This is a genomic window from Spiroplasma chinense (assembly GCF_008086545.1).
Classification (GTDB): Bacteria; Bacillota_I; Bacilli_A; order Mycoplasmatales; family Mycoplasmataceae; genus Spiroplasma_A; species Spiroplasma_A chinense.
Window position 1 is genome coordinate 408514 of sequence record NZ_CP043026.1, and the last position, 26950, is coordinate 435463.

The window sequence follows — 26950 nt, forward strand, 5'->3', positions numbered from 1 at the left end:
AAAGAGTTTTTTTTATTGTTAGAATATATCTAGAAAGAGGTAAACATGAAAAAGCAAATAGGTATTTCAATTTTCCCAGAACAATCTTCATTTGAAAAAGATAAAGAATATTTAGATAAAGCAAAAAAACTTGGATATAGTGTGGTTTTTACGAGTGTTTTGCATTTTGTAGGTCAAGAAAATGACAAACAAAAAGCAAATATGGTATTAAAATCACTTAAATATGCTAAAGAAATAGGTTTTTATACAATATTAGATGTAGAATATCTTTCAATGGAGTTAATTGGTATTTCTGTAAATGATGTAAGTAAATGTAAAGAATATGGGATTGATTGTTTACGTCTTGATTCACCAAGTTTACCTGCAGAAATTGCAAACATAACACATAATAAAGCAAAAGTTGATATTCAACTTAATATGTCAAATAATGATAGCCTTATAGATAATGTAATGGATTATCAACCAATAAGATCAAGACTAAGTGGTTGTCATAACTTTTATCCCTTAAAATATACAGCTTTACCATTTGATTACTTTACTCAAGCAAACCAAAGATATTTAAAATATAGATTAAGTACAGCTGCATTTGTTGCAAGTCACAACGGAGAAATGACTTCAGCTGTTGGACAAAAAGAATTGCCAACTCTTGAAATGCAAAGAGATTTAGAAATTTCAACACAAGCAAAAATCTTGTTCTATACTGATGAAATTGACACTGTTTTAATTGGAAATGCATATGCAACTGACCAAGAATTAGAACAATTGGCAAGTATAGATTTTGATGAAATAACTTTTGATCTAAATTTACCAGAACAAGTAAGTGAAGTTGAAAAAAATATATTACTTTACCCTCACTTTAGAAGGGGAGATATTTGTGAGTTTTTTGTAAGATCAACTTTTTCAAGAGTTGAATTTAAAAACGAACAAGTAATTCCAAGACCTACTAAAAAAACTTTTAATGTAGGAGATATTGTAATAATTAATGATAATGATAAAAAATATAAAGGTGAAGTTCATATAATATTGAAAAATGATTTTGAAAATGAAAATGAAAGATATAATTATGTTGGACAAATAAGTGAAAGTGAAATGTTTTTATTGAGTTTCATTAAACCTTGAACTCATTTTAGGTTTAAATTTATTCGGTAGTTTTAAAACTAAAAATATAATATAAAACTATAAAGTCTATCAAGTAGACGTTAAACTGGAGGAAACATGAACGTATTAGTAAATAAAATTTCAAATGTATTTGAAAACATAATTAAAGAAAATAACATTGTTGGAGAAATTCAAATCGAAAGACCTAGAGAAGAAAATAATGGTGATTTTTCAACAAACTTTGCTTTAATAAACTCAAAAAACAATAATACAAATCCAAGAGAACTTGCTCAAAAATTAGTAGAATGTCTTTCTAAAGAAGAGATATTTGAAAAAGTTGAAATGGCAGGACCTGGATTTATAAACATGACAATAAAAAACAACCTTTTAAATGAAGTTGTTGCAGAAGTTTTAAATAAAAAAGAAAACTTTGGTAAATCAGAAACAAAAAACTTTAAATATAATCTTGAATTGGTTTCTGCAAATCCAACAGGTTACTTACATGTTGGACATGCAAGAAATGGGGCAATTGGAGATTCAGTTGCAAAAATTTTAAGATTTGCAGGTTATGATGTAGAAACTGAATACTACACAAATGATGCTGGTAATCAAATTAACATCAGTGCTTCAACTTTATTTTTCCATTACAAAGAGTTATTAAACTCACCAGTTAATAAACCAGATGAAATGTATGGTGGAGATATGTACATTGAAATAGCAAAACAGTTTATTGATAAATATGGAGATAAATTTATTACTTTTGATATTGTAGATAACAAAATTAACGATACAGAAACACATAACTTATTTAAAAAAGAATCAATCGAGTTATTTATGACTGAAATTAAAAAACAATTAAATGACTTTGGTGTTGATATTGAACTTTATACAAGCGAAGCTGAAATGTATAAAAACAATCAAATTGAAAAAATGCTTGAAAGTTACAAAGAAAGTGGAAGTACTTATGAAAAAGAAGAAGCTCTTTGATTAAGAACTACAGATTACGGTGATGATAAGGACAGAGTTCTTATAAAATCTAATGGAGATTATACTTACATAACACCAGATCTTGCAAACCACGATGTTAGATTTAAAAGAAGTAAATCTGACAAATACATCAACTTTTGAGGTGGAGACCACCATGGATACATCATTAGAATGAACGCTGGACTTGCACTTCTAGGACACAAAAAAGGTATTTTAGAAATTGATATGATTCAAATGGTTAGACTAATTAAAGATGGTCAAGAATATAAAATGTCAAAAAGAAAAGGGACAGCTGTTTGATTAATTGATTTACTTGAAATGGTTGGAAAAGACTCATTAAGATATATGTTACTTTCTAAAACACCATCAAGTCATATGGACTTTGATATTGATATTGCATATCAAAAAAACAGTACTAACCCTGTATTTTATGCTCAATATGCAACTGCAAGATGTAATAAAATCATCTTAAAAGCAGAAGAAAATAATATTGATTTAAATGGTGTTAAAATTACTGATTTAACAAGTGAAAAAGAAAAACAATTAATTATTCTTTTAGATTCATTTAATAAAACTGTAGAATATGCTGCATCTTCAAGATTGCCAAATATTATTACAGATTATATTCAAAACATAGCTAAAAGATTCCATTCATATTATGCAGATTCAAAAATATTTGATTTAGATAATATAGAATTGACAAAACAAAGAGTTCTTTTAACAAAAGCAATTTTCCAAGTACTTTCAAATGCATTTGGATTAATTGGGATTGAAGTTATAAAGGAAATGTAAAAAAACCCGTTTCAAACGGGTTTTTTTATTTGCTTAGTACTATATCTCTAAAGCTACTTAATTTATTATATTTATATTTAGTTCCTAAATCTTGATTCGAAATAAATCAAGATTTTTTTGCATTATCTGTTGTGTGATTAAAATCCTCTTCATCTCTAGAATGGTCTGTTGTGACACCTACAAATCACTTGTCTTTATCAAGTGAAAAATAATAGTTTATTCATTTTGCATAAACTTCAACGATTTTATCTAAAACAGCATCATCTATTTCGTTATCTGTTTGATAACTAAATTCTCCATGATGGAGATCATCTCAAACTGTATCATAATGGAAAATAAAGTTAAAATCTTGGTCAATGGCTTTTATGGACCTATTTTCATTTTCTTTCATTGCATTTTCGTAAATAAAATCAGTATAAGTTTGTGCTTCTTCTAAATTCTTTAGTTTATCTTTGAATGGATTGTTATCTGAAGTTTTATCTGATAATGATGATAAATTATAGCCCTCATTTTCTTTTAAAGCTGAGTCTGCATCAAATTGATCATCTAATGCATTGTTGACATCTCTATCTAAAACTCCTCATGTCATATTATTGTTATTTGTATATGAGTTTGGATTCATTGCAAATCAATTATAAAAAGCAGCATTTTTGCTATCTTTATACTTTGCTTTCACTTTTGAAAAGATATCTTCTCCGCTTTTTTTAGGATTTCCATTAGAGTCTGTAACTTCATATTGAGAACCGTATAAAACAGTTCTTCAAGCATTTCCAGAATCTACAACGCTAGTTTCAAACTCTTTACTGTCAAAAACTAAATTTTCTTGTGCATTTTCATTTAATAATGGCATAACTTTTGTTTGTAAAGTTTGGTAATCCAAACCATCCAAACCTAATAAAATAAAATTCTTTATTTCGTTATTTACATTAGGTTTAGGTGTTCCACAAGAAGCTACCACTAAAGTTAAAGATAAAGTTGGTATTAAAAGTAATTTCTTTTTCATAATATTCTCCTCAAACGTTTTTAAACATATAAAGATTATAGTATTTAATTTAAAGACTTGCATTTTTTTTTTTTTTTTGTAAACTCTATATGTATTTTGTGTTTAGGGGAAAAGGAAATTTTTAAAAATGAAAAGGCTTACAAGGAAATTAATGCTAACTTTATTGGTTGGTGCAACAACAACAGCTTCGGCAGGTGTTGTTTTAGTAAAAAATAATAAAAGTATTTTGGATTTAAACAGAATAAATATCGGCAACTATTTAAATGAAGAAAAAATACTAAGTTCAATATCAAAATTGACCTATGACGACATTAATACCAAGGAGTCAAATGGTTTAACAAGCAATTTAGAATTAAGTTTTAAGTCTATAATATCAAGACTTATGAATTTTAAAACTTTTAACTCTAAATTTTTTTATGGAAAAATTGATGAAAATTCAAGTTTCGAAACTAAAAGTGAAAACTTTATAACTTTCGATTCTCAGTCACCAAATAATGCAATATACTTTTTCACAATAGAAGTATCAATTCCCAAAAATATAGTTTCAGATTTTTATGGAACAACATATATAACTATTGATTTAAGACCAGATTTTTCTGGGTTAGAAAAAATATATATAAATTCAAAAAATAAACCAACAAGTAATAGTGATTTTTTAAATAAGCTTAAATTGTTTACAAAAAATAAAATAACAATTAAAAAATTCAGAGAACAATATACTAACTTTGAAATATCTGATGACTTTATAGATTTAGACTTTTCTTCAATAGATAAATTTAAAATTGATTCTGAATATGATGTTTTAAAAACCGATGCTTTAGATTCACTTTCAAATAAACAAAAAGCAAGGTTATTTAAAATAGGTGAAGATAAACAAATAGAATTTATTGAAGGTTTGATTTTAGGTGAAGACAATAAATTAGATGCAAGTAATTGACCAAATGAAGTAAATGGTAAATTAGAAGACTATTGACCAATAAATACAAAAGAAAATAGAGCTAAGTTAGATGACAAATTAATAGATTGATTAGAGCCTCTTAAAAATACAGTTCTAGATAAAATTAAAAAAACCTATAATGCTGAAAGTCTCGCAATCGAGGATATCAATAAATTAAAATTTGGCATTTTGGTAAGTAATAAAGCTGTGGATTTAGAAACAGTAACGATTGGCGAATTGAGTAAACACATTTCTGATAGAGAAAAAGACAAAAAATGAGCGATAATTTCAATAACTGATTCAGAAAGTTACAAATTACAAATTAAAGAAGGGGTAGAAAGCGTAAAAATGCATTTTGATGTATTTTTTGAGGATTAGAAAATGAAAAAATTATTAAGACTACTTGGATTATCTGCTGTAGCTCTCTCAATCCCTACAGTTTCTTGTTCGAGGATAGCTTCAGGAATTGGTGGAAATATTAATAACGGTGGCAGTGATGATTATGACATGAGCGAGTTTACAAACCCACAAAAAAATTACAATTATCAATCAGGGGCTGTAAACTCAACTCCTGATAATAAACAAAATAATAATCCTATCTATGGTTTTTTTGGTTCACAATATTTTACTTATGCAATTTACAATAAAAAAAATGGTACAAAAGAATTAAATGGGGATAAACAAAATTATTTAAAAGTAAATAATCCTAAATTAGAATTAAACGTTTGAAAAGAACAAAGCTCAGCTGCACAATTAATACTTGTAAACAAATTTGATAATCTTTCAAAGTATACAAATTTAAAGGTTAGTGTTGATGGAGATCAAAGCAACTTGACAGTTGAACCTAAATTCGAAAAGTTTATAGATGTTTATGCTCCACAAGCGAATAATAATTATTTGGGAAACAACGGGTTAGACCAATATGTACCAGATGCAACTTATCAGGAAAATGAAATAGTTCCAAAAAATGAGGTTCAACCAGTTTGAATAAATTTTAAAGCAGATAGAGCAGCTAAAACAGGAACTAGAAATTTAGCTTTAAAAATAGACTATGTTTATGATGGAAAAGAATATTCTTATTCTTATGATATGGCTATAACTATAGATTCAAAAGTCTTATCGTTAGAAGAAAAAAATAGTTCAAATGATTTAATAGCTGATAATCAATCGTTTGATGCCACTCCTTATTTTGTTAAAGGAATGGCAGAATTTAATAACTATAAACAAGTTAAAACAAATAGTTATTCTGATGCTGAAAATAACACAGGAAAAGCAATATTTTCTGAGTATAGTGGTAAAACTTTAAGTATGGATGTTAATTCAAATGATTTCAAATTAAACAATGATTACTTGATTAAGTTATTTAAAGATTCACTTTCAGGTGACGCTAAAAACAGTTCAGATAATTATAAATTTGAATTAATTGAAGATGGGGAATATACAAGTTTCTTTATAAAGATTACAAACAAGAGTAATGAACAAGATTTTGCATACATTAACCAAAGTTATAAAATAGTTGGAAATAAATTTAGTGTTGACTACAAACCATATAATTCAACTTGAAAAGAAGGGCAAGACCCAACAAATAAATATATTCAACAATACTTGGCTGAACCAAATTCTAAAGTAATGGATGGATATTTAGAACCATTAAAGCAAGCAAATCAAAGTTTCCTTTATGTGAGTGGATTTCATAAAAACGCAATTGAATATTATGGTCAATTAAAAAAAGAAACACTTATAGATAAAAACTCATATTATAAATATCTTTTAAATAATTCGTTTGAAGAAACTTTTGCAAATGGATGAGATTGAAAATTTAATTTTACAGGTCTTTTAGAACATATGAAATTAGCTGCTAAATATAACATTAAAGAAATACATTTAAATACAATGGATGTTGGTGGATTTAGTTTTAACTTTGCAACTGGTGATGATACTTACAGAGAACTTGGACTATACTCTGGTGTAGATCTTGTAAGTACATCAACAGGTAAAATATCTTCTCAAGGAAATGTTTATGTAAAAACTGTACACACACAATTGGCAAAACAACTTTCAAAATTCTTAATTGATAACAAAGACAATAAAGATATTCAATTAAAAAATGGAGATAATGTAAAAATTTATTCAACTTTTGATGAACAAAATGAATCATCAATAGAAACAATAATGAAAAACTTTAAAGAAAATGCTGTAAGTGATGATCAAATCAACAGAGTTTATTCTTATGCATTTATAGGATGAAGATCTGAAATAACCAAATTGATTAAAAAGAACATTTCAGCAAATGATGAAAAGAAAATCAATGACTATATTTCAAGTGATTACGTAGACACTTATGTGATGCAATCAAGAATGTTGAAAGAAGTTTTAGATAATAACTTTAATATGGAAGTAATAAGAAAAGCAATTTTAAATAGACGTGAATCTAACAAAGTTCATAAGTTCTATTTCTACAATTCTTGAAATAATTATCCAGGAGCATTTATACAATCTGATTATTCTGAAACTGCTTGATTAATGCTATTCTCTGCCTTAATGGGAGCTAATGGTTTTGTAAGATTTGCATATGATCATTATGCAACTGTAAACCAAGGTTCATTTGATGAAAATGGATTACCACAAATTTACAGTACTGAAAAATTAATAGGTTCTGGAAATGTTGACCATGAAGCTGGACAAGATTTTTTAACTTATGGAGGAGATGCAAACAACAATGCTTTGATAAGTATTAGAATGCAAGTCAATATAAATATTTTAAATCATATTTATAAATTAAAAACCTTACTAAACTCTGGTTTAAATGTTGTTTCTGAAAATACTTTAATTAGAGCTTTATCACAAGTTGGTTATCCTGTATCAAGATTAATTGAAAAAAATAATAATCAATACAAATGATATGAGAGTGAAAATAATGATATTGAAAAATTTAATTTATATTCATCAACTTCTAATAACTTTTCAAAAACATTAGGACAACAAGTTTATGAGTTGATAAGTATTATAGATAAATTAAAAGGAGAATAATTATGATATTTAAAATTAATACATTATTTTTAATTTTTTTATTAGCTCTTTCTCTGTTTAGCATTTTAAATTATTTTACTTTTACAAAAACCAAAAAATGAAATTATATTTTTCTGGGTAAAGATATTGGTTTAATGGTTTTATCAATAATAACTTATTCTATTTTTGAATTCGTATTAGAAGATCAATATAAAAATGGTTTATTTATACCTTCAGAATTAAATTATTATATTTTATTTACATTATTGGCAATTCAAGTTGGTTTTATTATTTTCTGATATTTTGATTTTAAATTTAATTTAAAACAAAATATCTTATCAATAGTTTGTTTATCTTTAAGTATTGTATTTGTGATTTTAGATACAATACTTAGTCAAGTATATTTGAATTCTAATATCAGTTTCAATACGTTCATGATATGTTTCTATGTTTCAGTTTCTATTTTAATTGTTTTACTACTTAGTCAAACAATTATTAATGAAATAATCAGATTTAAAAATAACAACTCTGTAAAGAGAGAGGTTAGAATGATTATCAAAGCGTCATTAACATTTATATCAACAGTTTTACAAATTATAATTTTAATTTCTGCTGTTTTATACAGCAAAGACAATAGCAAAGGAAAGATATTCTCTGATTGATTAAATTATGGATATCTTCTAGGGATAATTATGTTGTGATATCCAACAATCTTATTTCAAAGTATCAATCTATTCGTATATTTAGAAGACAACAAGACTGAAAAGAAAGAAGTTGTAGAAAATTTAAATTAAAAGTCTTGCGGAGGAAAAAATGAGAAAGAAATTAATGGTTTTTGGTTCGGTTATGCTTGGAATAAGTATAATTGGAGCACAAGCTTTAACAGTTTATGATAAATATTTTAAAGCTATATCAATCGACGGAAAATACATAGAAAATGTAGTTTCTGTAGGAAAAGAAGATATGGATAAAGATTTGAATATCTTCTTTGGAGATTCAATGTATAACTATGCAAACTATTATGATTCAAATAATAAAATTACTTTTAACGGTAATTATGACTCTCTATTCAATACCGAAAAGAAAGCAAGTCAATTAAATGTTTGAAGAAATGATAGAAAAAGCGAACAAATGATAATTGTAGGAAACAAAAATAAAAATTTAGAAAGTGTATCTGCATATATTACAAACTTTGATAATGGAGTTACTGCACAAGTTTCTGCAAGTAATTTAATTAAAAGTGAAAAATCAAAAGGAACTGTAGCTATACCAAATGGTATGAGTTACCATCCAGATAAAATTTACAATAACTATGCAAATAGATTTGATGATTTCATAGTTCAACCATTTTTGGTTAACTTTTCAAGTTACTCAGATAAAGTTGTTGAAGGAACTTATGAATATGAAATTACATTAAATTATAAAGTTGATGGTGTATTTAAAACAAAAGTTGAAAAAATAAGTATTCAAACTTACAACATTGATGCAAATATAGATAATGGATTTTCATTCAATGCAATGACAAGTCCAGCAACACTAGCAACTTATAATTTAAATCCTGCAAATGTTGAGGGTGCAAATAGTTCAAGAACTATTTCACAAAGAGCAACCGATAACAAACCAAATAATCAAGAAGCTGCTTCTGTTAAAAAATATTTAACAGATAAAGAAATGTATTTTGATTGAATGACGTTTAATAAAGATTATTATCCAACATATCTTAAAGATGATTACAAAGATTTATTAAAAGAAAATTACAAATACATGAATGAAATGAATTCGGAATATGCATATGCTCCAACATTTGGAAATTCGGTTATGAGAATTAAAGTAAAAAACAATAACGTTTATAATACTCATGAAGAATATCTTGAAGATATTTCAAAGAGTACTAAAGAAATGTTAGAAAATGATAACCTTGAATATACTTTTGATTTTGATGGAATGAAAAAGTATATAGAATTTGCAAAGGAAAACGGTTTTAAAAAAATCTATCTTCCTTCAATTACTAGAGGAACAAATGGAATTAAGTTCTTTTATGATTATGATAACAATAATGGGATAAGTTCTAATTTTTCTGGAAATGAAAATGCGCCTAACTTAAACTTCTATATAGTTTCTGCGTTAAAAGATCTTTTAATAGGATCTTCAAATGCAGGAATAATAACTGAAGCAGGTCAATTATACATTGATAAAATCATTCCTAAACTTACAAGTTCTTTATTAGAATTTATAAATGAAAATAAAGAACTATTAAAATTAGATGATGGTAATGATATGCAATTCTACATTTCAATGGATGAAACTTCTTATTCAATTGATAGTGATATTGTAAAAGCAGTTAAATCAGTTGACACTGATTCAAAATTAAAATTCCACGCTTATGTTGGATGACAATATGATATTGATATAAAAACTGATAAGGGTGTTGAAGAAAGAATTGTAAATATGTTTGATGACATCACAATTCAACAAAGAGAAATTATTATGAAAGCTTTAGATGATAAAACTATTTTTGAGAGATTGAAAAAAGCTTTTGCTGAAAGAAAAGCTATGGGTAAAAAAACTTGAATGTATTCTTCTTGAAACAATGCCCCAGCAACATATGTAGCTTCACTTCCTTCAGAATCTTATTGAGGAATGTTAGCAGCTTACAAATTTGGTTTAGATGGATTTACTAGATTTGCTTATGAAGGATACAGAAGCAACATCACAGCTGATGGTGATTATGACAATTCTCATAAAAATGAACCTGGTGATGCATACTTAATGTATCCAACTTACTATCTAAAAAATAGTGCACCAAGTATGAGAATATTTAATATTGAAGAAGCGTATCATTTAGTTAAAAAAATGGAAGTTTTAACTGAAATAGGTGAAAGTAAATTATCATTTACTAATAAAGAAAAAGAATTAATTTTAAATCAAATTGGTAGACCTACAAAATTCACTCAAGATTCAAACTTTATATTTACAGTATCTCCATCATTGAAAGATATTGATATTACAAAAACTTCAACTTACGTAAATGTAATGATTGAAAATGTAAAACAATATTTAGAATTGAAAGGTTTTTAGGTGATATTTATGAAAAAATTACTTAATTTAATGGCTAGCATAACTTTATCTGTATCTGCAACAAGTTCACTTGTTGCTTGTGGTTCAGATATTAAGCCAGAAAATATTAATATAAATATCTCAAAATCTCAATTAAATGATTTTGTAGAACAAAATAGTGTAGTAGATTTAATAAAGAGTAAAAATATAACAAAGTTAAAAGAACTTGAAGTACAAATTTTAAAAAATGCAAAAGTTAGTCCAAGTAAAGCAAAAGTTATGTTGAGTCCTGCGTATAACGCAAATTCAAATATTTTTATAACAATTGATCAAATCAAAGATCTACCTGTTATTAACATGTTTTCTCTAGTTATTTTTGCAACACCAAATAATTATGTAGAAAGTAAAAGTTATGATAATAGAGCTTTATTATCAGAAATTTCTACAGAAATTAGTGTAAATGAAGCTTTGTTGTTTCAAGAAGAAGCTCAAGGTATTGATAAAGTTTATTATTATTATAAAAAATCTATGGAAAAGATTTTAGATCAAATTTCACAAAAAGCAGATAATGAAAAAATCTTAAATTCATTAAAAGAAAAATATAACTTAAAAGATGCTCAAGAACTAAAAGACTATATTGAAACAAATTTAAAAACTATTTTAAATAGTGCTCAATTAGATACATTGGCTCAAGTTGAAAATAATAAATTTACTATCAATGTAAAAGAAATTGAAAATCAACCCAATTGATTAAACAGTACTTTTGTTAAATTTGATAGTTACTATAGTGGTGTTACACAAGCTCTAGAAAAAGACTTAAATTATTCAGTAGTAACTCCAATTACAATTGATAATAGAGAAACTCAAAAAATCGAAGATATCTATAGACTTGGTCAAAACAAAGACGAAAAAAATGAAGAAGAAACTTTTGCATTAAGGGTAAAGGGTCAAGCAGAATCAACTAATTTTGGTGATTTATATCCAATAGTTAAAAAATATGTTTCTGAAATTATGTCAAATCATTACATAGAAAGTGGTTTAGAAATAGGGTCTGACATGTTTGAAATGAGGCTGATTAAAGCAGCTTCTGGTGACGATGTATTTTGAAGTACAGGGTGAAGTAGTGATGCAAATATTTGGGTAGATAATGCTAAACTTTCAGTAGCATCCCCGGGTAAATATTTTGGTGAAACATTACCAATATTAAACATTTTATTCTATAGTTCAAATACTGAATATATTACTGTTAAAAATGATGCTGAAAACAAGAAATTAGCTTTATTCCATTTACCAGTTAAATTCACTGGTTAATTAAACATTTTTTTATAAAAAAAGTAAAAAAAGTGAATTTTTAGCAATTAATAATATATAATAATTTTGGTTTAAAAGAAGAAGCGCACAGCTCACCGTCACTTTAAAGAAAACGGTAAAAACTTATTTACTATCTAAATAAAACATAGATACGTTAAAATAATTTTCAAGTGTGCTCCTAGACTTTTAAGGCACACTTTTATTTTGGAGGAAAAATGGCAGACAACAAAAATGCAAAAACAGAATTTGTGAATAGAGAAATAAGAGCTAGACAAATTTTGATTATTAAAGAAGATGGTTCAAAAGAAGGACCATTAAATAAATTCGAAGCTTTAAAATTAGCTGAAGAACAAGGACTTGACTTACTTCAAGTGGGTATGCAAGACAACTCAACAGCAATAGCAAAAATATTGGACTTTGGTAAGTTCAAATATGAACAAAAAAGAAAACAACGTGAAAACAAAAAAAACCAAATCAAAGTTGAAAATAAAGAAATTAGACTTACAGTTGGTATTGGTGATCATGATATGGATACAAAAGCTAGAAAAGCTAGAGAATTTTTAGAAGCCGGAGATAGAGTTAAAATTTCTTTAAAATTTAAAGGAAGAGAAATAGCTTATCAAGAATTTGGACTAGAAACACTAAAAAAATTCTATACAAAAATTGAAGATATCGCCAAAATTGAAAAAGATGCGAAATTAAACACTCGTTTCTTAGACATGTATGTAGTGCCTAAAAAAGGTTAATAAACGAAGGGAGAAAAAGTTATGCCAAAAATGAAAACTAAACGTGCATTAGCTAAAAGAGTTAAGAAAAACGGAACTGGTAAACTTAAAAGAGGTCATGCTTATAGATCTCACTTAGCACAAAACAAAACCACAAAACAAAAAAGACATCTTAAAAAAGCATCATTCGTATCAGCAGGTGATATGAAACGTCTAAAAGGATTATTACAAAACTAAAAGGTAGGTAAATAGTATGGCAAGAGTAAAATTTGGAAAAGTAACAAGAGCAAGAAGAAAACGTTGAATCAAAAGAGCTAAAGGTTACTACGGAACAAAAAAAGCAAACTACAAGAAAGCACATGAACAAGTTGTACGTTCAATGCATTATGCATTCGTTGGACGTAAACTAAGAAAACGTGATTTTAGAAAACTTTGAATTGTACGTATTAATGCAGCTGTTAGACCTTTAGGTTTAAGTTATTCAAAATTCATGAATGGTGTAAAACTAGCTGGAATTGATATCAACAGAAAAATGTTATCAGAATTAGCAATTCATGAACCAAAACAATTTGAAAAAATTGTAGATGCTTCAAAAAAAGCTTTAAGCGCTAAAAAATAAGATGACAATATATCGAGCATAGCTCGATTTTTTTGCTTCTATATAGAGTTTTGACAGACTTATAAAAAAAGTGATTTAAAAATAGTTTTAAACTTACCTATTTCTTATATAATATATAAATATTGAGGTACTAGAAAAATGGCAAAATTAGATGAAAAAGGAATTATAGAATTTACAGAAGAAGACATTGAAACAGCTTGAAACAATTCACCAGAACTAGTTAATAAAGAAGCACAAGAATTTAGAATGTGTTTTATTTGTAAATTTCACATGAAAAGAAAAGAATTTAATAATTTAGAGTTGGGTAAATTTGGTTGAATACCAGAACCAATAAATATCAAAAATTTTAGTTTTGAAAGCGCAAATTTTGTTGCAATACATCCAGGATGTTCTGAATTTAGACCAAAAGATGATTGTACTAAAATTCTAAATAAAGTAAAAAAAATGCTTTGAGCATTTGATGAAAGTATTTATGAAAATGAAAAATAGGACAGAGTCCTATTTTCTTTTGTAATTTAGACCAGTTAGATTTAATACTTTGGTCATTTTTTTTCTAGCTATTTTTCTAGCTTTTTCTGCACCTTCATTTAATCAATTATCAACTTCATCACTACCAAGTAATTGATTATATCTTGTTTGAATGTCTGTTAATAAAGCTACAACAACTTCACTAACTTCTTCTTTTAAAACGCCATAATCTTTTCCTTCAAAGTGTTTTTCTACTTCATTCATTTCAACTTCTTTTAATGCTGAATATATTGTAAGAAGATTACTTACACCTGGTTTATTTTCAGGATCATATTTAATTATATTTTCAGAATCAGTAACTGCTGATTTGATTTTCTTTTTAACTTCATTTACATCATCTAATAATGCAATAAAACTTTTAGGATTTTCAGCAGATTTAGACATTTTTTTGCTTGGATCTTGTAGGTCCATAATTTTTGAACCTACTTTTGGAGTAAATTCTTCAGGTGTTGAAAACATTTCTCCAAACTTATTATTCATTCTTTCTGCTAAGTTTCTTGTAAGTTCTATATGTTGTTTTTGGTCTTTCCCAACTGGTACAAAAGCAGGGTCATAAAGTAAAATGTCTGCCGCCATTAAAACAGGGTAAGTTAATAGACCAGTTGGAATGAATTCAGTTCCATTTTCAGATTTCATTTTTACTGATTTGTCTTTGAATTGAGTCATTCTTTGTAGCTCACCCAAAGTTGTATTACAAGTTAAAACCCAAGCTAGTAGAGTGTGTTCTAAAACTTCGCTTTGTACAAAAACTGTTGATTTTTTTGGGTCTAAACCACATGCAAAGTATAAAGTAACCATGTTTTTTATATTTCTTCTCAAATCTTCTTTACCAATTGGTGTTGTAATTCCGTGTAAATTTGCAACAAAAACAAACATTTCAAATTCATCTTGCATTGAAACAAAGTTTTTCATAGCACCAATATAATTACCTAATGTCATTTGTCCTGTGGTTGTAATTCCACTTAACATTCTTTTTTTTTCCATAAAAATATACTCCTTTAAAAATAAATATCATTGTTATTATACATTTTATTTGTTTTTATAATATTAAATAAGTAAAATATATTATACAGGTGGTAAAAATTATGTTTAAATTTAGTATTGTAAAAAATGATTACATTGTAACTGATGTTAGTGTTGAACAGTTGTTATCAACTCTAACATCAAAAGGACATGTTTTAGATGAAAAAGAACCAAATTTTGTTTTTGTAATTGGGGGTGACGGAACCTTTCTTAAAGCGGTTCAAAAATACCAAAATAGCATACAAAAAATAAAGTTTATTCCTTTTAAATCAGGGGGAATAGGTTTTTATACAAATAAAAACAGAGTAAATGAACTTGAAACTATCCTAGAAATGATTGACAAAGAAACATATTTTGAACATTCATATGAAATGTTAGAAATAAAAAATGGAAAAACAACTCATCTTGTAACAAATGAAATGAAAATTCTAAACGAAACTAAAGCTACTTATATAAAGATATTTATAAATGATGAGTATTTAGAAACATTTCATGGAACAGGACTTGTAGTTTCAACCCAAACTGGAAGTACAGGTTATATGAAGTCTACTGGAGGCGCTGTAATTCTTGCAAAAGGTGTTGGATTATATCAAATCCAAGAACTTGTGCCAGTAAGTACAAACAAGTTTAGAACATTAAATTCACCTATAATTTTAGACAAAAGAAGTAAAGTTAGATTTGAATTAGAAAATATAAATGATTTGTTAATTTGTGATACAAAGCAAAGAAAAATAGAGGATAAAATTTTAGATATTACTGTAAGTGATATTCAAATTAAAATGATAAGTCATATTAACCCTAAAGATACAAGTGAAATAAAAGTTTTACGTGATATCTTTATTAAAGATAAGGAAATGATTGAGTAATGAATTTTATTTTAACTATAACATTAGCGTTTGTTGCATGTATTTGTGCACTTGCTTTATTGATATATTTAAGTCTTGCAAAAAAGATAAATATTAAATTTAAAAGAGATAAATTAATTAATGATCCAAAAGCATTTACTTATCCAAACATTTTAAAAGGTTTGGGTGGAATTCAAAATGTAGAAAAACTTGAAGACAAACAAATTAAAGTATTGTCTTCAAGTTTGGTTGATGAAAAATATCTAACTAAAATTGGTGTAAAAGCTAAAGTTGAAAAAGATATTGTAACTTTATCTGTTAAAGGCTTTAACTTAAACAACTTTTATAAGAGGTTAGATAAAGACTTAAAATAAAAGAGAACTTTTAAAAGTTCTCTTTTATTTTTCAAATTTTCTTTTATATGCAAATGAACCACCAGACAAAGTTCGAGCATTATAACCTTGCTCTCTTAAAAATAAGGCAGCTTCACCACTTCTATTTCCAGCATTACATACTGTCACGATGGGTCTTGTAAAATCAATCCCTAAATAGGTTCTATAATTGTTAAATAAATCTTTAAGTTCGATGTTTTTAGCATGTGGTACTTTATAAAGAGAATCAAATTCTTGTTTAGTTCTAACATCAATAACTAAAACATCATCTTCAATTTCTTTAAATTCTTCAACTGATATATTCATTATTTTCACCTCATAATTATTATATTTTATTATTTTACTTTCTAACATTAAAAACTAAATTGACAATATATGTAAGGTAGATAAAATAAAAAGCAAAATAAAACACTGTTTTATATTGCTATTTGTTAATAATTTACTAAAATATAGGTGTATTTAAAAGGAGAAAGAATATATGAAAAAATTATTAAGTATATTGGCAGCTACAAGTTTTATAGCTTCTTCTTCAGCAACTGTTGTTGCTTGTGGAACAGAGGTTATAACTTTGACAGATAGTCAAAGAAAAACTTGAGATGAAAAATACAACAATTTGTTAGATCTATTTCATAATGAAATATACACACAAATTTTTAGCGGTACAAATAGTGAATTAATATCAAAAACAACAAAAAGTTTAGCTGAAAGAAATAGCGAAACTGGTAATTTAACTTTAAAGAAAGAAATTTCATTAAGTTCAACTGATAGAGCAAACATGAAAGAAATTAAAAGTTTCTTCTTAGACACTCAACCTGCAACTATTTACTTGTTAGAAAGAGCGGAAAAAGAAAAAGTTACTTTTGCAAAAAATGCAGAAGAAATTAAAGGTGTTAAAGATGAATACAATACAAAATTTGAAGAGTACAAAACTAAACTAGAAGAAAATGGTTCTTTAAAAGGTGTTATGGATGCTCTTATAGAAAAAAGAAATAATGCTGATGGAGAAGAACAAGCAACATATAAAAGTTTAATTAACTTTTTAGAAAATCCTACAGCACAAGGTTTATCATTATTAAACACTTTACACGATAGTAAAGATGAAAGTGTTAAAATTTCTGATGAAGATTATAATGCAATCAAATCATTGATCGAGTTAGAATTTAAAGTTTCAATGCCAGGTTACTTATTTGAAATTTGAAATTTAAGTACTTTTATAACAGAATATGACACAAGTTATAAATATAATAAAAAAGCAGAAGGTTATCAAGAACTTACAGCTAATTGAAAAAGCGCTTATAATTTAGGTTAATATAGCAACAAAAACAATAGGATTCTATTGTTTTTTTTATTTTAATAACTGATACACCTTTTATTATTTTTTCATATGTTATTATATGGGTATATGGTAAGTGGTACCAAAACTATTTAACAATTAAAAATTAACAACTATCAAAATTCTCACCATGCCAGAAAAGGAGATAGTTATTAATGATATATTTAATAAAATTTAATTACAATAGAATATTTACATCTAAGTTTTTTATTTTTTCTACTCTATTTACATTTCTAAGTAGTTTAATGCTTTATGTTATATGGGTAGTTAAAGATTCTAATTTATACTTAAATTGAATTTCTCTAGCTGTTTGAATTATTTACATTGCATCAATGAGTGTTTATTTTATATCAAACATAATGATATCTGATGTTAAAAACGGTATCTTTAGTTTAGAGGTAAGAAAAGGTGTTGATTATAAAAGTGCTATGTGAGTAAAACTGATGGTTGTAAAATCTATTATTTGATTAACCATACTTTTAGCTATGCTTTTGTTTTATATAGTTGTTATTATAATAAAACCTTTAAAAGTTCAAGCTTATATGGATGGATTTATACCTGGTTATGCTGCATTGTTTGCTCTAGATTTTTTATTTACAGGAACTTGTTTGTTATGTGGAAGTTTTATAAAATTAAAACCTTTATTGGCTATAAATTCGTTTTTAATAGGAGTTTTTATTTTTTCTCCACTAATAGGCACTTTTCACACAGCTTTTTTGCATAAAAATTATAAATATGGTGTTTATGTAAGTTCTTCTAGCGAACATTTAACAGGACTTAGATTACAAAAATACGCCGATGAAAATAAAGAAGGTTTAGTTTCGTTTTTCTTTAATGAAATTACAACTTTTAATGATCCTGAAAATTTGGTTATAAAAAGAAAAGGTAATATTTTAGACCATAGTTTTGATTACATCTTAGAAGAAAAAAATTTTAGAATGTTTTACTTTTTATCAATTGGACAACCTCTTGAAATTGAAGAAACATTAAACGCAGATAAAGAAATGAACGCAGTTTTTGATTTCTCTTTAACAGAAAAATTCAAAAACAGTAAAATAATTAATTTTTTTAATAAAACTATTCTTATAAATGAAGAAAACAATTTTGAAGAATCCATTTTTGAAGGTTTTGATATAAAAAATTTAACAGGTAAAAACCAACTATTTGATTATCTAGATTTTTTAAGTTCTACTGAGATGGTTCAACTATTAGAAAAAGAATTTAATTTTAAAGATGTAAAAAAAGATTTAAATTTTATTAAAGACTTAGCATGAGATTTTTGACTTTGAGAAAAAATGTTTGTAGGTCCAGATTATAGGGGTGATTATATTGTAAATGTAAATAGTGGTACGTCTGGAGTTTATCCTTCTGTATGGGGAACTGCAAGATATTATTCTTTTTCATCACTAACAGATTATAAAATACGTGATGGGAATCAACTTTTTATAATTTTAATGTCTTATTGAATTTATAAAAATGGACGAGTAAAACCAAATACTGGTAAAAATGTGGTTGAAGGATCGGCTTATGATTTGATATATAATGATGAAGATAAAAAAAGTAAACTATTTTTGGTAAATCCAATATTTAGCTTTCCTTATATGACATTATTTACAAAAACTTCAAGCAATATTTTTGTAAGTGAATTTTTAAGTGATACTTTAATGCCTTTTACTTATATGCATGATTTAGCTCTATATGAAAATGAAAATGCTATAGTCAAGGAAACTAAACTGTTTATAGAAAGAGATAATTTGCCTGTAAAGTATTTTGAAAACACCAAATTAGTAATTGATGTTTGAAAATTTTATTTGGCATATATTGTCATAGCATTTATTCTTGCCTTGCCCACTCATTTCATTTATATAAAAAGAGTTAGACCATAAGGTGGGGGTGATGATATGTTGGAAATTAAAAATTTAACAAAATTATTTTCAAGTGGTGATGGTATTTCAAATATAAGTTTTAGCATCAAACCAGGTGACATTGTAGGGATGGTCGGAGATAATGGTGCTGGTAAGTCAACTATTATAAAAACTTTATTTAATGAATATGGAAAAAATAGTGGAGAATTTTATTTAGATAATTTACCTCTAAATAAAAAAGACTATAAGAAAATGGCTTTTTTTCCAGATCAAAGTATTTTTCCGAACAATATAAGTATTGAGAAATATTGTACTTATTCTGGATGTTTATCTGGAATAAGTAAAAAAACTATTTTATTAAGAACTAGAGAATTATTAAAATATTTAAAATTATATGAATATAAAAATAAGACTTTTAAACATTTATCTGCAGGTATGCAAAAAAGAGCGATGCTCGCAATCACTTTGATTTCAGACCCAGAAATCATAGTTTTGGACGAACCAACTTCAAATTTAGATTTATCATCTAGATTTGAATTTCTAGAATTACTTAAAAAACTTGCAGGTTCAAATAAAACAATACTAATAACCAGTCACATAATAAATGAGTTACAAGGTCTAATTAATAAATTAATTATTATTAAGGAAGGAACCTTAATTTATGAAAAATATTTAGAAGAAAATGAAATGATCTTATCAATTTATAATAATAAAACAAAAAGCAACGAAGTTAATAAGGATAGAAATAATTTAGCAGATATTTTTTCAAAGTAGCAACAAAAACAATAGAACCCTATTGTTTTTTTATTTTATTTTATTCAAACTTTTGTATGCTAATATAAAAGAGTACGGTAAGTACTAAAAACTTATCAAAAGTAAAATTATTAAATTTTAATAATTACAATTTCAATAGCAAATAATATCTAAAACATAATAATAAAATTTAAAAATAACAATAAAAGTAGCAATTAATTAATTTCTGGCTGCAGTTTTTTTGTTGGAAGAATGTATCTATAACATTTTTTTAAATAAAATTTGAACTCACACTTTAAAATTCAGGGTATCAATCTAGGGGGGTAATTAATTTGAAAAGCTTAATTATTTTTAATTATGGTAGAATGCTTCGTAATAAATTTTTTTGGTTCTTAACCTCATTGATCCTCGTGACAAGTTTAATTTTGTGAGGTGTTTGAACAAATCTTGAAGGACTGAAAATTAAAAATGACTCAAGATTTCATCATTGAATTAGTTTTTCCTTGTGAATTTTGTATGTTTGCATAATAACAATTTGAACCGTAGGAGTTTTTGTGATTTCTGATGTAGAAAATGGTATATATAGTTTAGAAGTGAGAAGGGGTTTAGATGCCAAACTTATAACATGAATTAAATTGTTAGTATCCAAAAGTGTTTTGTGATTCATTGTTTTATTTGGTATGCTTTCATTTTATTTGATTGTGATAATTTCAAAACCTTACTCAGAAGAAATGTTTTTAAAAGGCTTCATACCAGGATATTTTGCTCTAATTGTATTAGATATATTTTTTACAGGATTATGTTTTTTTGTTGCAAGTTTTGGAAAAATTAAGTTAATGACATCTATCGCTTCTTTTTTAACTGGTATTTTAGCAATATCACCCGCACTTTCAATTCTTCATTTAGCTATTATTTATGATGATAGTATTTATGCTGATTATAGATATATAAATGGGTTGGAAATGCAAAAGTTAGCTAAAAGTAAGCCTGATGGGTTAACACATTTGCTATTTGAAGGTTTTGCAGATTTTAACAATAACAAAACACTAGAGGTTTTTAAAAAAGAAGATAAAGGAGAAGATGAGGGTTTTGAAAGAACACAAAATTCACTTTTAGAAGATTTTGATAATAAATCAGGTGGGTTATGAGAAATAATTTATTACTATATAACTTTAGGACAAATCTTGGACATAGATGTACTGTTAAATAGGAACGCTGCTTTAAATAGTTATTTAGAGTTTAAGTACAAAAAAGATTCAGAAATTTCAAAACTGCATAGTTTTTTTGAAATAACTAATCTTAAAAGTGACAAAAGTTATTTTGATAAAAGTGTTTTTAAAAAATTAAAAAAAGATAATATTGTTGGTAAAAATCAATTAAATGACTATTCAAAATTTATAACTTCAAAAGAAGTGATATCTAATTTGGAGCAAAAGTTATCCTTGCAAAACTTAGGCGTAGAGATAAAAGAAATTAATAAACTTATTTATAAAGAAATATCTAATTTTGGTATTTTAATAGAGACTGAAAAAATGGGTTCTTTAAATAAAATCAAATTTTCGCTAAATGGAAATGCGCAATCCGATGTCGGATATAGTGGAGTGCGTAGCTATGAGTTTGGAGAATTTTCAACAAATCCAATTGATATATATGATGCCTTAAAAGTTAAAGATGGAAATCAATTATGGATGATGTTTTTGATTTATTTGATAGGTGCTGCTTCAAAGGGTCGAGTGGCCCAAGGTGAATGACCTGGTTTTTATAAATGGAGTGATGTTATGGAAGATGATATTTGGAGACTAAGAAAATTGTTTTTAGTAAACCCCTTTATGAGTATTCCTTTTATGAGTCTTTTCACTTTAAGAAGTAATGATTTGACTTTAAATAATGGCTTAATGAAAGTTTTAATTCACAACTTATATATACAAGATGTTATCCCTAAAGTAAATGAAAATTATGAGCCAGAAATTAACTATATTAGGAAAGCTTATTATAATATTTCAAAATCTCCAATTATAGATTATGAAGTAACTGATGTAGTTTTAAGAAGTGATGTTTATTATATTTCCTATTTATTTTTTGGTCTATCATTTCTACTTATAGGACACTTTATTCATATTAGAAAAGTAAAGCCATAAAGGAGTTCAATCCATCTCTTTAATGTTACAGAACTATTAAAAACAGACTGGTTTATGTGATATATTTTATAATCTGATATTTTAAATAAAAATTCAACAAATAAATATAACATTAACAAATAAAACAAAAAAATAGAAATTTACAATTTAAAGGTTTCTATTTTTTATTTTATTCAAACTTTTATATGCTAATATAAAAGTGTATGGTAAGTGCTAATAACTTATCAAAACTTAAGATTAACAATTAATAACTATCAAAACTGGCCATACCAGAAAGGGTGATATTTATTAAAAAAATGTTAACTATTTTTGCTGCCTCGTGCTTATTCTTTGGAGTTGCAATTGGAAATTATAATAATATTACAAATATACAGAATGTTAAGGTCAAAAACCATTATAAAAAATCTAAAAATAAAGTTTTAGAATTATCTAGAATAAAAGTTGAAGATTTTGAAACTGATCTTGCTATTTTTGATAATAAACATATAGATGAAAATACTTATTTAGAAGAAATTAAGTGATCAATGATTGATAGTAATCCTCATATAGAAGATGAACTTTTTAATATATGAGATTCTTATTTATATAACGAACCCTCACAATGATTTGCAAATGGGATTGATTGAGAAATGCCAGATAGGAACGAAGAAATTTTGACAAGAGTTACTTTTAGACCTAAAAATTTATCTATGTTTAAAGGTGCTTTAAGTTTCAAAATGACTTTAGTTAATAAGTCTAAAAGAGTATATTCGTTAAATAGTATTATTAAAAATAAAAATCTTGGAACTATAAGTGATAATAGTGTTCAATCATTGATGAATAACATTGAGACTAAAAATAAAGATTACAAAATTAATTGAACACAATTGAAAATCAGTTCAATTAATAATAGGAGTGCATTGATAACACCGATTATGAATTCGGAATATTACAGAGGTGAGTTAAAGATTGAATTCTTATTAGGTATTAATTTGAATGATGTTATAAACAATTTTGAACTTGGTACAATTAAGGTTAAAATTGATGAACAATTAATATTAGATATATTGGCAGAAAAAAACAATAAAGTAGATATTAAAGAACTTAAGGTGCAAAATATAGATTTAGAAAGAGAAATTGCAGTAGTTGTTCCAATTAATGAAAATTCTATATATTATGGGTCAATAGAAGTAACTTTTAAGGAAATTAAACATTTATCTAGTATTATTAAAAATACTTTCTTGGGAGCATTTTCAAATGTAAACACTTTAAGTGTGGTGGACATGATAGTAAGATATAACGAAGGTGCTACTCATTATGATTTTTTGATAAATCATTCAACAGTTACTTACACAGGTTTTGAAATATATGGTAGGGAAGATAACCATTACTTTGGAACTGTTAGAATAAGTTTTTTAGCAAGTGATAAATGATTTGGAAAGATTGAATCAGGAAGAAGACAAGTAGATTCTTATATGACTCTTCAAACTGATATCAAAATACAATCAATAAGATTCACGCCAAGTCTAGGAAAAACAGCTTTTTTAGAAAATTATAGATGGCTGAATTTTGACGCATTTAAATTTGCTAAATTAAATAAAGATGTAAAAATAAATGAAAAAAAAGGTGGTTTCAAATTGGAGCTTACTAAATATTCTGGTGGCAAGGAATTGTTTCATTATAGCTATTCAAATGTAAATTGAATGAAAAGTTATGCTTTCATTGAATACAGATGAGAATATGCCACAATAGTACTTTCTATCTTAACTGCTGCTGAAGCACATGCAAAACAACAAAATGCAGCATGAGCGAGAGCTACTACAGAGGTCAATGTAAATAATTTTTACTTTAGTTAGAAAGTATGTGAAGTTTTAATGAAAAGTTTAATTAAATTTAATTATAGTAGAATCTTTTTTTCTAAAATATTTTGAATATCTTTTGCATCTTTGTTTTTGTTCAGCGTTGTAATGTGAAGTGTTTGAAGTAATCTAAAATATGATTCTTATTATAAACATGCAATTTATTATCAATGAACAACTTTTGTTTTATGGCTTCTTTTTATCTGTGCCTTTACCATTTGGACAACCTCAAATTTTATTTTAACTGATATTGACAATGGTATATTTAGTTTAGAGATTAGAAAGGGATTGGATCATAAGACAATTGTTTGAGTAAAAATCTTAATATCAAAAACCATATCATGATCTGCAATTTGTTTGGGTATGCTATTATTTTTTGTTATTGTAAAAATTTCTGCCCCACTCAACAATGATTACTTTTTAAAAGGGTATATTCCAGGTTATACAGCATTAATAGCTGCAGATATTTTTTTTACTGGTATTTGCGTACTGGTGGGTAGTTTTCTAAAAATGAAAGTTATGTTATCAGTGTCTGCATTTTTAGCAACATTGCTTTCTCTATCTCCTGCCTTTGCAATACTTCATGTAGAATTTCTACTTAATAGTGAAATTTCAGTAGAGTATAAAAACATAAACTCATTGAAAATACAAAGTTTGGCAAAAGAAAATCCTAAAGGCATTGTTAATTTTATGTTTAGTGAATTAGCAAAACTTAAAGAAGAGACAATATTTGACTTAAAAGAAAAACCTAATTCTTCGACTGATTTAAAAGGTGATGAAGCTTTTAAAAAAATTGAAGAATACTTTAAAGAAGCGCACTATGAAGTTTGGGGGGTAATATATTACTATATTAATTTCGGTTATGTTTTAGATTTGGAGTTTTTGTTTAACGAAAATGAAAAAATAAGCAAAAATACTGAATTTAAACTCTCAGATAGTTTTAAGTCATCTGATTTATACAAATTTTATGAGCTTTCCAATTTAAAAAATGCTAAAGGAAATTTTAAAGATACCCTCTTTAATGGTTATAGTAAAAAAAATTTAAGTGGTAAAAACCAACTTAATGATTATATTAAATTCTTAACATCAAAAGATACAATAACAAGTCTTGAAACAACGCTTGGTTTAGAAAATATAAAGGATGAAATTATTGAAATAAAAGAAATTATTAAACATGAAATAGCATTTTTTGAAGTTTCTTTAAAGGACGGAACTGAAGAAGGTGGAAGAAAAAATATAATAAATTTTAATGATAATTTTTCTCAAAGTATTGGTTACGAACATATAAGTTATTGATGATTGCATAGTTGAATAGTTAACTTGTTAGATTATCAAGAAGAATTAAGCATAAGAGATGGGAATCAAATGTTTATGATGTTTTTAACTTATTTTATTGGAAAAGCTGCTAAATTGAATCCTGACCGTGAAAATGTTGACTACTCAAATAGTGTTTATCAAATTATTCAAAATGATCCTTTCTCGCTAAGAAAGGTTTATCTTGTTAACCCATTTATGAGTCTGGTTTTTATGAGTTTGTATACAGTTCGCTCTAATGATGTAGGTTTAAATAATGTATTGATGAAAAATCTAAATTCTTGACTTATTCTACAAGATATTAAATTGATACAAAATCCGAAATGGATTAATCAACAAAGAGAATTAATTGAACCATATTCTCCTTTAGAAGATGTGCCAACCATTGATTATGAAGAATCTAATGTAGTTTTAAGAAGTGGTGTGTATTATATTTCGTATTTATTTTTTGGGCTAACATTTCTGCTTATAGGACACTTTATTTATATTAGAAAAGTAAAACCATAGAAAGAGGTAAAAATGATAAGAGTTGAAAATTTAACCAAGTTATTTTCAGAAACAAATGGTGCAAGGGATATAAGTTTTGAACTAGTTCCAGGTGATATTGTAGGAATGGTTGGAGATAATGGTGCTGGTAAGTCAACCATTATAAAAACCTTCTTTAATGAATATAGAAGAAATGATGGAAAAGTTTATTATAATAACGAAGTTATAAACAAAAGAAAATATAAAGATTTTGCTTTTTTTCCAGATCAAAGTATATATCCAAGAAATATATCAATTGAAAGATTTTGTATATACTCTGGTTGTTTATCAAACATGAGTAAAAAAGAAAGTAAATCTACTACTTTAAAATTATTAAGACATTTAGAACTATTTGAACATAGAACAAAGACTTTCAAAGAATTATCTGCAGGAATGCAAAAAAAAGCGCTTTTAGCAATTACAATGGTATCAGATCCAGAAGTTATTATTTTAGACGAACCAACTTCTAACTTAGATGTAAAATCTAGAATAGAATTTCTAGATATTCTAAAAAGACTATCAGAAAAAAACAAAATAATAGTTATAACTAGTCACATAATAAATGAATTACAAGGCTTGGTAAATAGGGTATTAATTATTAAAGATAGTAGACTAGTGTTAGATAAGTACTTAGAAAATAACGAAAAAATAATAGACTTATACCAACAAAGTGCTTCAAAACATTTTCAACTTGATAAACAAGGTTCTTTTGAAGATATATTCTCCTAATAGCAATTAAAAAACAATAGATTTCTATTGTTTTTTAATTTTCTAAAAAATGCATAAAAACATATAAATTAACAGCAAATTAAATTATAATAATATTGATTTTATTCTGTGGTCATGACCTTTTTAAAG

23 protein-coding genes are annotated in these 26950 nt (G+C 26.1%); 20 read left to right on the plus strand and 3 right to left on the minus strand.

Features of this window, described 5'->3' with window-relative positions:
• Positions 1-45 precede the first annotated feature (45 nt).
• Positions 46-1149, plus strand: a complete 1104-nt coding sequence (locus SCHIN_RS01875) for a DUF871 domain-containing protein (RefSeq protein ID WP_166507943.1) — start codon at positions 46-48, stop codon at positions 1147-1149.
• A 66-nt stretch (positions 1150-1215) separates the two neighbouring features.
• Positions 1216-2877: an arginine--tRNA ligase gene (gene argS, locus SCHIN_RS01880; protein ID WP_166507944.1), complete on the plus strand. Its 1662-nt coding sequence runs from the start codon at positions 1216-1218 to the stop codon at positions 2875-2877.
• Positions 2878-2902: 25 nt separating this feature from the next.
• On the opposite strand, the gene SCHIN_RS01885 is transcribed toward argS, so the two are convergent.
• A complete protein-coding gene (locus tag SCHIN_RS01885) occupies positions 2903-3880 on the minus strand; it encodes a hypothetical protein (protein ID WP_166507945.1) in 978 nt (325 codons plus the stop codon).
• Positions 3881-4007: 127 nt separating this feature from the next.
• Here SCHIN_RS01885 and SCHIN_RS01890 point away from each other — a divergent pair, with 127 nt between their 5' ends.
• From SCHIN_RS01890 to SCHIN_RS01930, 9 genes are all read left to right on the plus strand, one after another.
• Positions 4008-5195: a hypothetical protein gene (locus SCHIN_RS01890; RefSeq protein ID WP_166507946.1), complete on the plus strand. Its 1188-nt coding sequence runs from the start codon at positions 4008-4010 to the stop codon at positions 5193-5195.
• A 3-nt stretch (positions 5196-5198) separates the two neighbouring features.
• Positions 5199-7847: a glycoside hydrolase domain-containing protein gene (locus SCHIN_RS01895; protein WP_166507947.1), complete on the plus strand. Its 2649-nt coding sequence runs from the start codon at positions 5199-5201 to the stop codon at positions 7845-7847.
• Between the two features lie 2 nt (positions 7848-7849).
• Complete coding sequence (locus tag SCHIN_RS01900; RefSeq protein WP_166507948.1) at positions 7850-8620, plus strand: hypothetical protein; 771 nt, start codon at positions 7850-7852, stop codon at positions 8618-8620.
• Between the two features lie 19 nt (positions 8621-8639).
• Positions 8640-10904: a glycoside hydrolase domain-containing protein gene (locus SCHIN_RS01905; RefSeq protein WP_166507949.1), complete on the plus strand. Its 2265-nt coding sequence runs from the start codon at positions 8640-8642 to the stop codon at positions 10902-10904.
• Positions 10905-10913: 9 nt separating this feature from the next.
• Complete coding sequence (locus SCHIN_RS01910; RefSeq protein WP_166507950.1) at positions 10914-12194, plus strand: hypothetical protein; 1281 nt, start codon at positions 10914-10916, stop codon at positions 12192-12194.
• A 215-nt stretch (positions 12195-12409) separates the two neighbouring features.
• Positions 12410-12940: a translation initiation factor IF-3 gene (gene infC, locus SCHIN_RS01915; protein ID WP_166507951.1), complete on the plus strand. Its 531-nt coding sequence runs from the start codon at positions 12410-12412 to the stop codon at positions 12938-12940.
• 21 nt (positions 12941-12961) lie between these two features.
• Positions 12962-13156 (plus strand): 50S ribosomal protein L35, encoded by a 195-nt coding sequence (rpmI, locus tag SCHIN_RS01920; RefSeq protein ID WP_166507952.1) that lies wholly within the window; start codon positions 12962-12964, stop codon positions 13154-13156.
• A 16-nt stretch (positions 13157-13172) separates the two neighbouring features.
• On the plus strand, positions 13173-13538 hold the full coding sequence (gene rplT / locus SCHIN_RS01925) for a 50S ribosomal protein L20 (RefSeq protein WP_166507953.1): 366 nt from the start codon (positions 13173-13175) through the stop codon (positions 13536-13538).
• A gap of 138 nt (positions 13539-13676) precedes the next feature.
• Positions 13677-14027: a hypothetical protein gene (locus SCHIN_RS01930; RefSeq protein ID WP_166507954.1), complete on the plus strand. Its 351-nt coding sequence runs from the start codon at positions 13677-13679 to the stop codon at positions 14025-14027.
• Between the two features lie 9 nt (positions 14028-14036).
• Here the strand turns inward: SCHIN_RS01930 and trpS are convergent, their stop codons facing one another.
• On the minus strand, positions 14037-15050 hold the full coding sequence (trpS, locus tag SCHIN_RS01935) for a tryptophan--tRNA ligase (RefSeq protein ID WP_166507955.1): 1014 nt from the start codon (positions 15048-15050) through the stop codon (positions 14037-14039).
• A gap of 101 nt (positions 15051-15151) precedes the next feature.
• On the opposite strand from trpS, the gene SCHIN_RS01940 reads away from it, so the two are divergent.
• Positions 15152-15955, plus strand: coding sequence for an NAD(+)/NADH kinase (locus tag SCHIN_RS01940; RefSeq protein WP_166507956.1), 804 nt, complete (start codon positions 15152-15154; stop codon positions 15953-15955).
• A complete protein-coding gene (locus tag SCHIN_RS01945) occupies positions 15955-16308 on the plus strand; it encodes a hypothetical protein (RefSeq protein ID WP_166507957.1) in 354 nt (117 codons plus the stop codon). The genes SCHIN_RS01940 and SCHIN_RS01945 overlap by 1 nt, the downstream gene beginning before the upstream one ends.
• Positions 16309-16332: 24 nt before the next feature.
• Here the strand turns inward: SCHIN_RS01945 and SCHIN_RS01950 are convergent, their stop codons facing one another.
• Entirely contained in the window at positions 16333-16632 is a 300-nt protein-coding gene (locus SCHIN_RS01950; RefSeq protein ID WP_166507958.1) for a rhodanese-like domain-containing protein, read from the minus strand.
• A 172-nt stretch (positions 16633-16804) separates the two neighbouring features.
• On the opposite strand from SCHIN_RS01950, the gene SCHIN_RS01955 reads away from it, so the two are divergent.
• From SCHIN_RS01955 to SCHIN_RS01985, 7 genes are all read left to right on the plus strand, one after another.
• Positions 16805-17635 (plus strand): lipoprotein, encoded by an 831-nt coding sequence (locus SCHIN_RS01955; protein ID WP_166507959.1) that lies wholly within the window; start codon positions 16805-16807, stop codon positions 17633-17635.
• A 179-nt stretch (positions 17636-17814) separates the two neighbouring features.
• A complete protein-coding gene (locus SCHIN_RS01960; protein WP_166507960.1) occupies positions 17815-19545 on the plus strand; it encodes a hypothetical protein in 1731 nt (576 codons plus the stop codon).
• Positions 19546-19560: 15 nt separating this feature from the next.
• The gene (locus SCHIN_RS01965; RefSeq protein WP_166507961.1) at positions 19561-20298 is read left to right on the plus strand and encodes an ABC transporter ATP-binding protein; all 738 of its coding nucleotides are present in this window, start codon (positions 19561-19563) and stop codon (positions 20296-20298) included.
• Positions 20299-20831: 533 nt separating this feature from the next.
• Positions 20832-22415: a hypothetical protein gene (locus SCHIN_RS01970; protein ID WP_166507962.1), complete on the plus strand. Its 1584-nt coding sequence runs from the start codon at positions 20832-20834 to the stop codon at positions 22413-22415.
• Between the two features lie 296 nt (positions 22416-22711).
• Positions 22712-24250: a hypothetical protein gene (locus tag SCHIN_RS01975; protein WP_166507963.1), complete on the plus strand. Its 1539-nt coding sequence runs from the start codon at positions 22712-22714 to the stop codon at positions 24248-24250.
• Between the two features lie 291 nt (positions 24251-24541).
• Positions 24542-26074, plus strand: a complete 1533-nt coding sequence (locus SCHIN_RS01980) for a hypothetical protein (RefSeq protein ID WP_208057192.1) — start codon at positions 24542-24544, stop codon at positions 26072-26074.
• A gap of 12 nt (positions 26075-26086) precedes the next feature.
• On the plus strand, positions 26087-26821 hold the full coding sequence (locus SCHIN_RS01985; RefSeq protein WP_166507965.1) for an ATP-binding cassette domain-containing protein: 735 nt from the start codon (positions 26087-26089) through the stop codon (positions 26819-26821).
• The last annotated feature ends 129 nt before the right edge of the window (positions 26822-26950 follow it).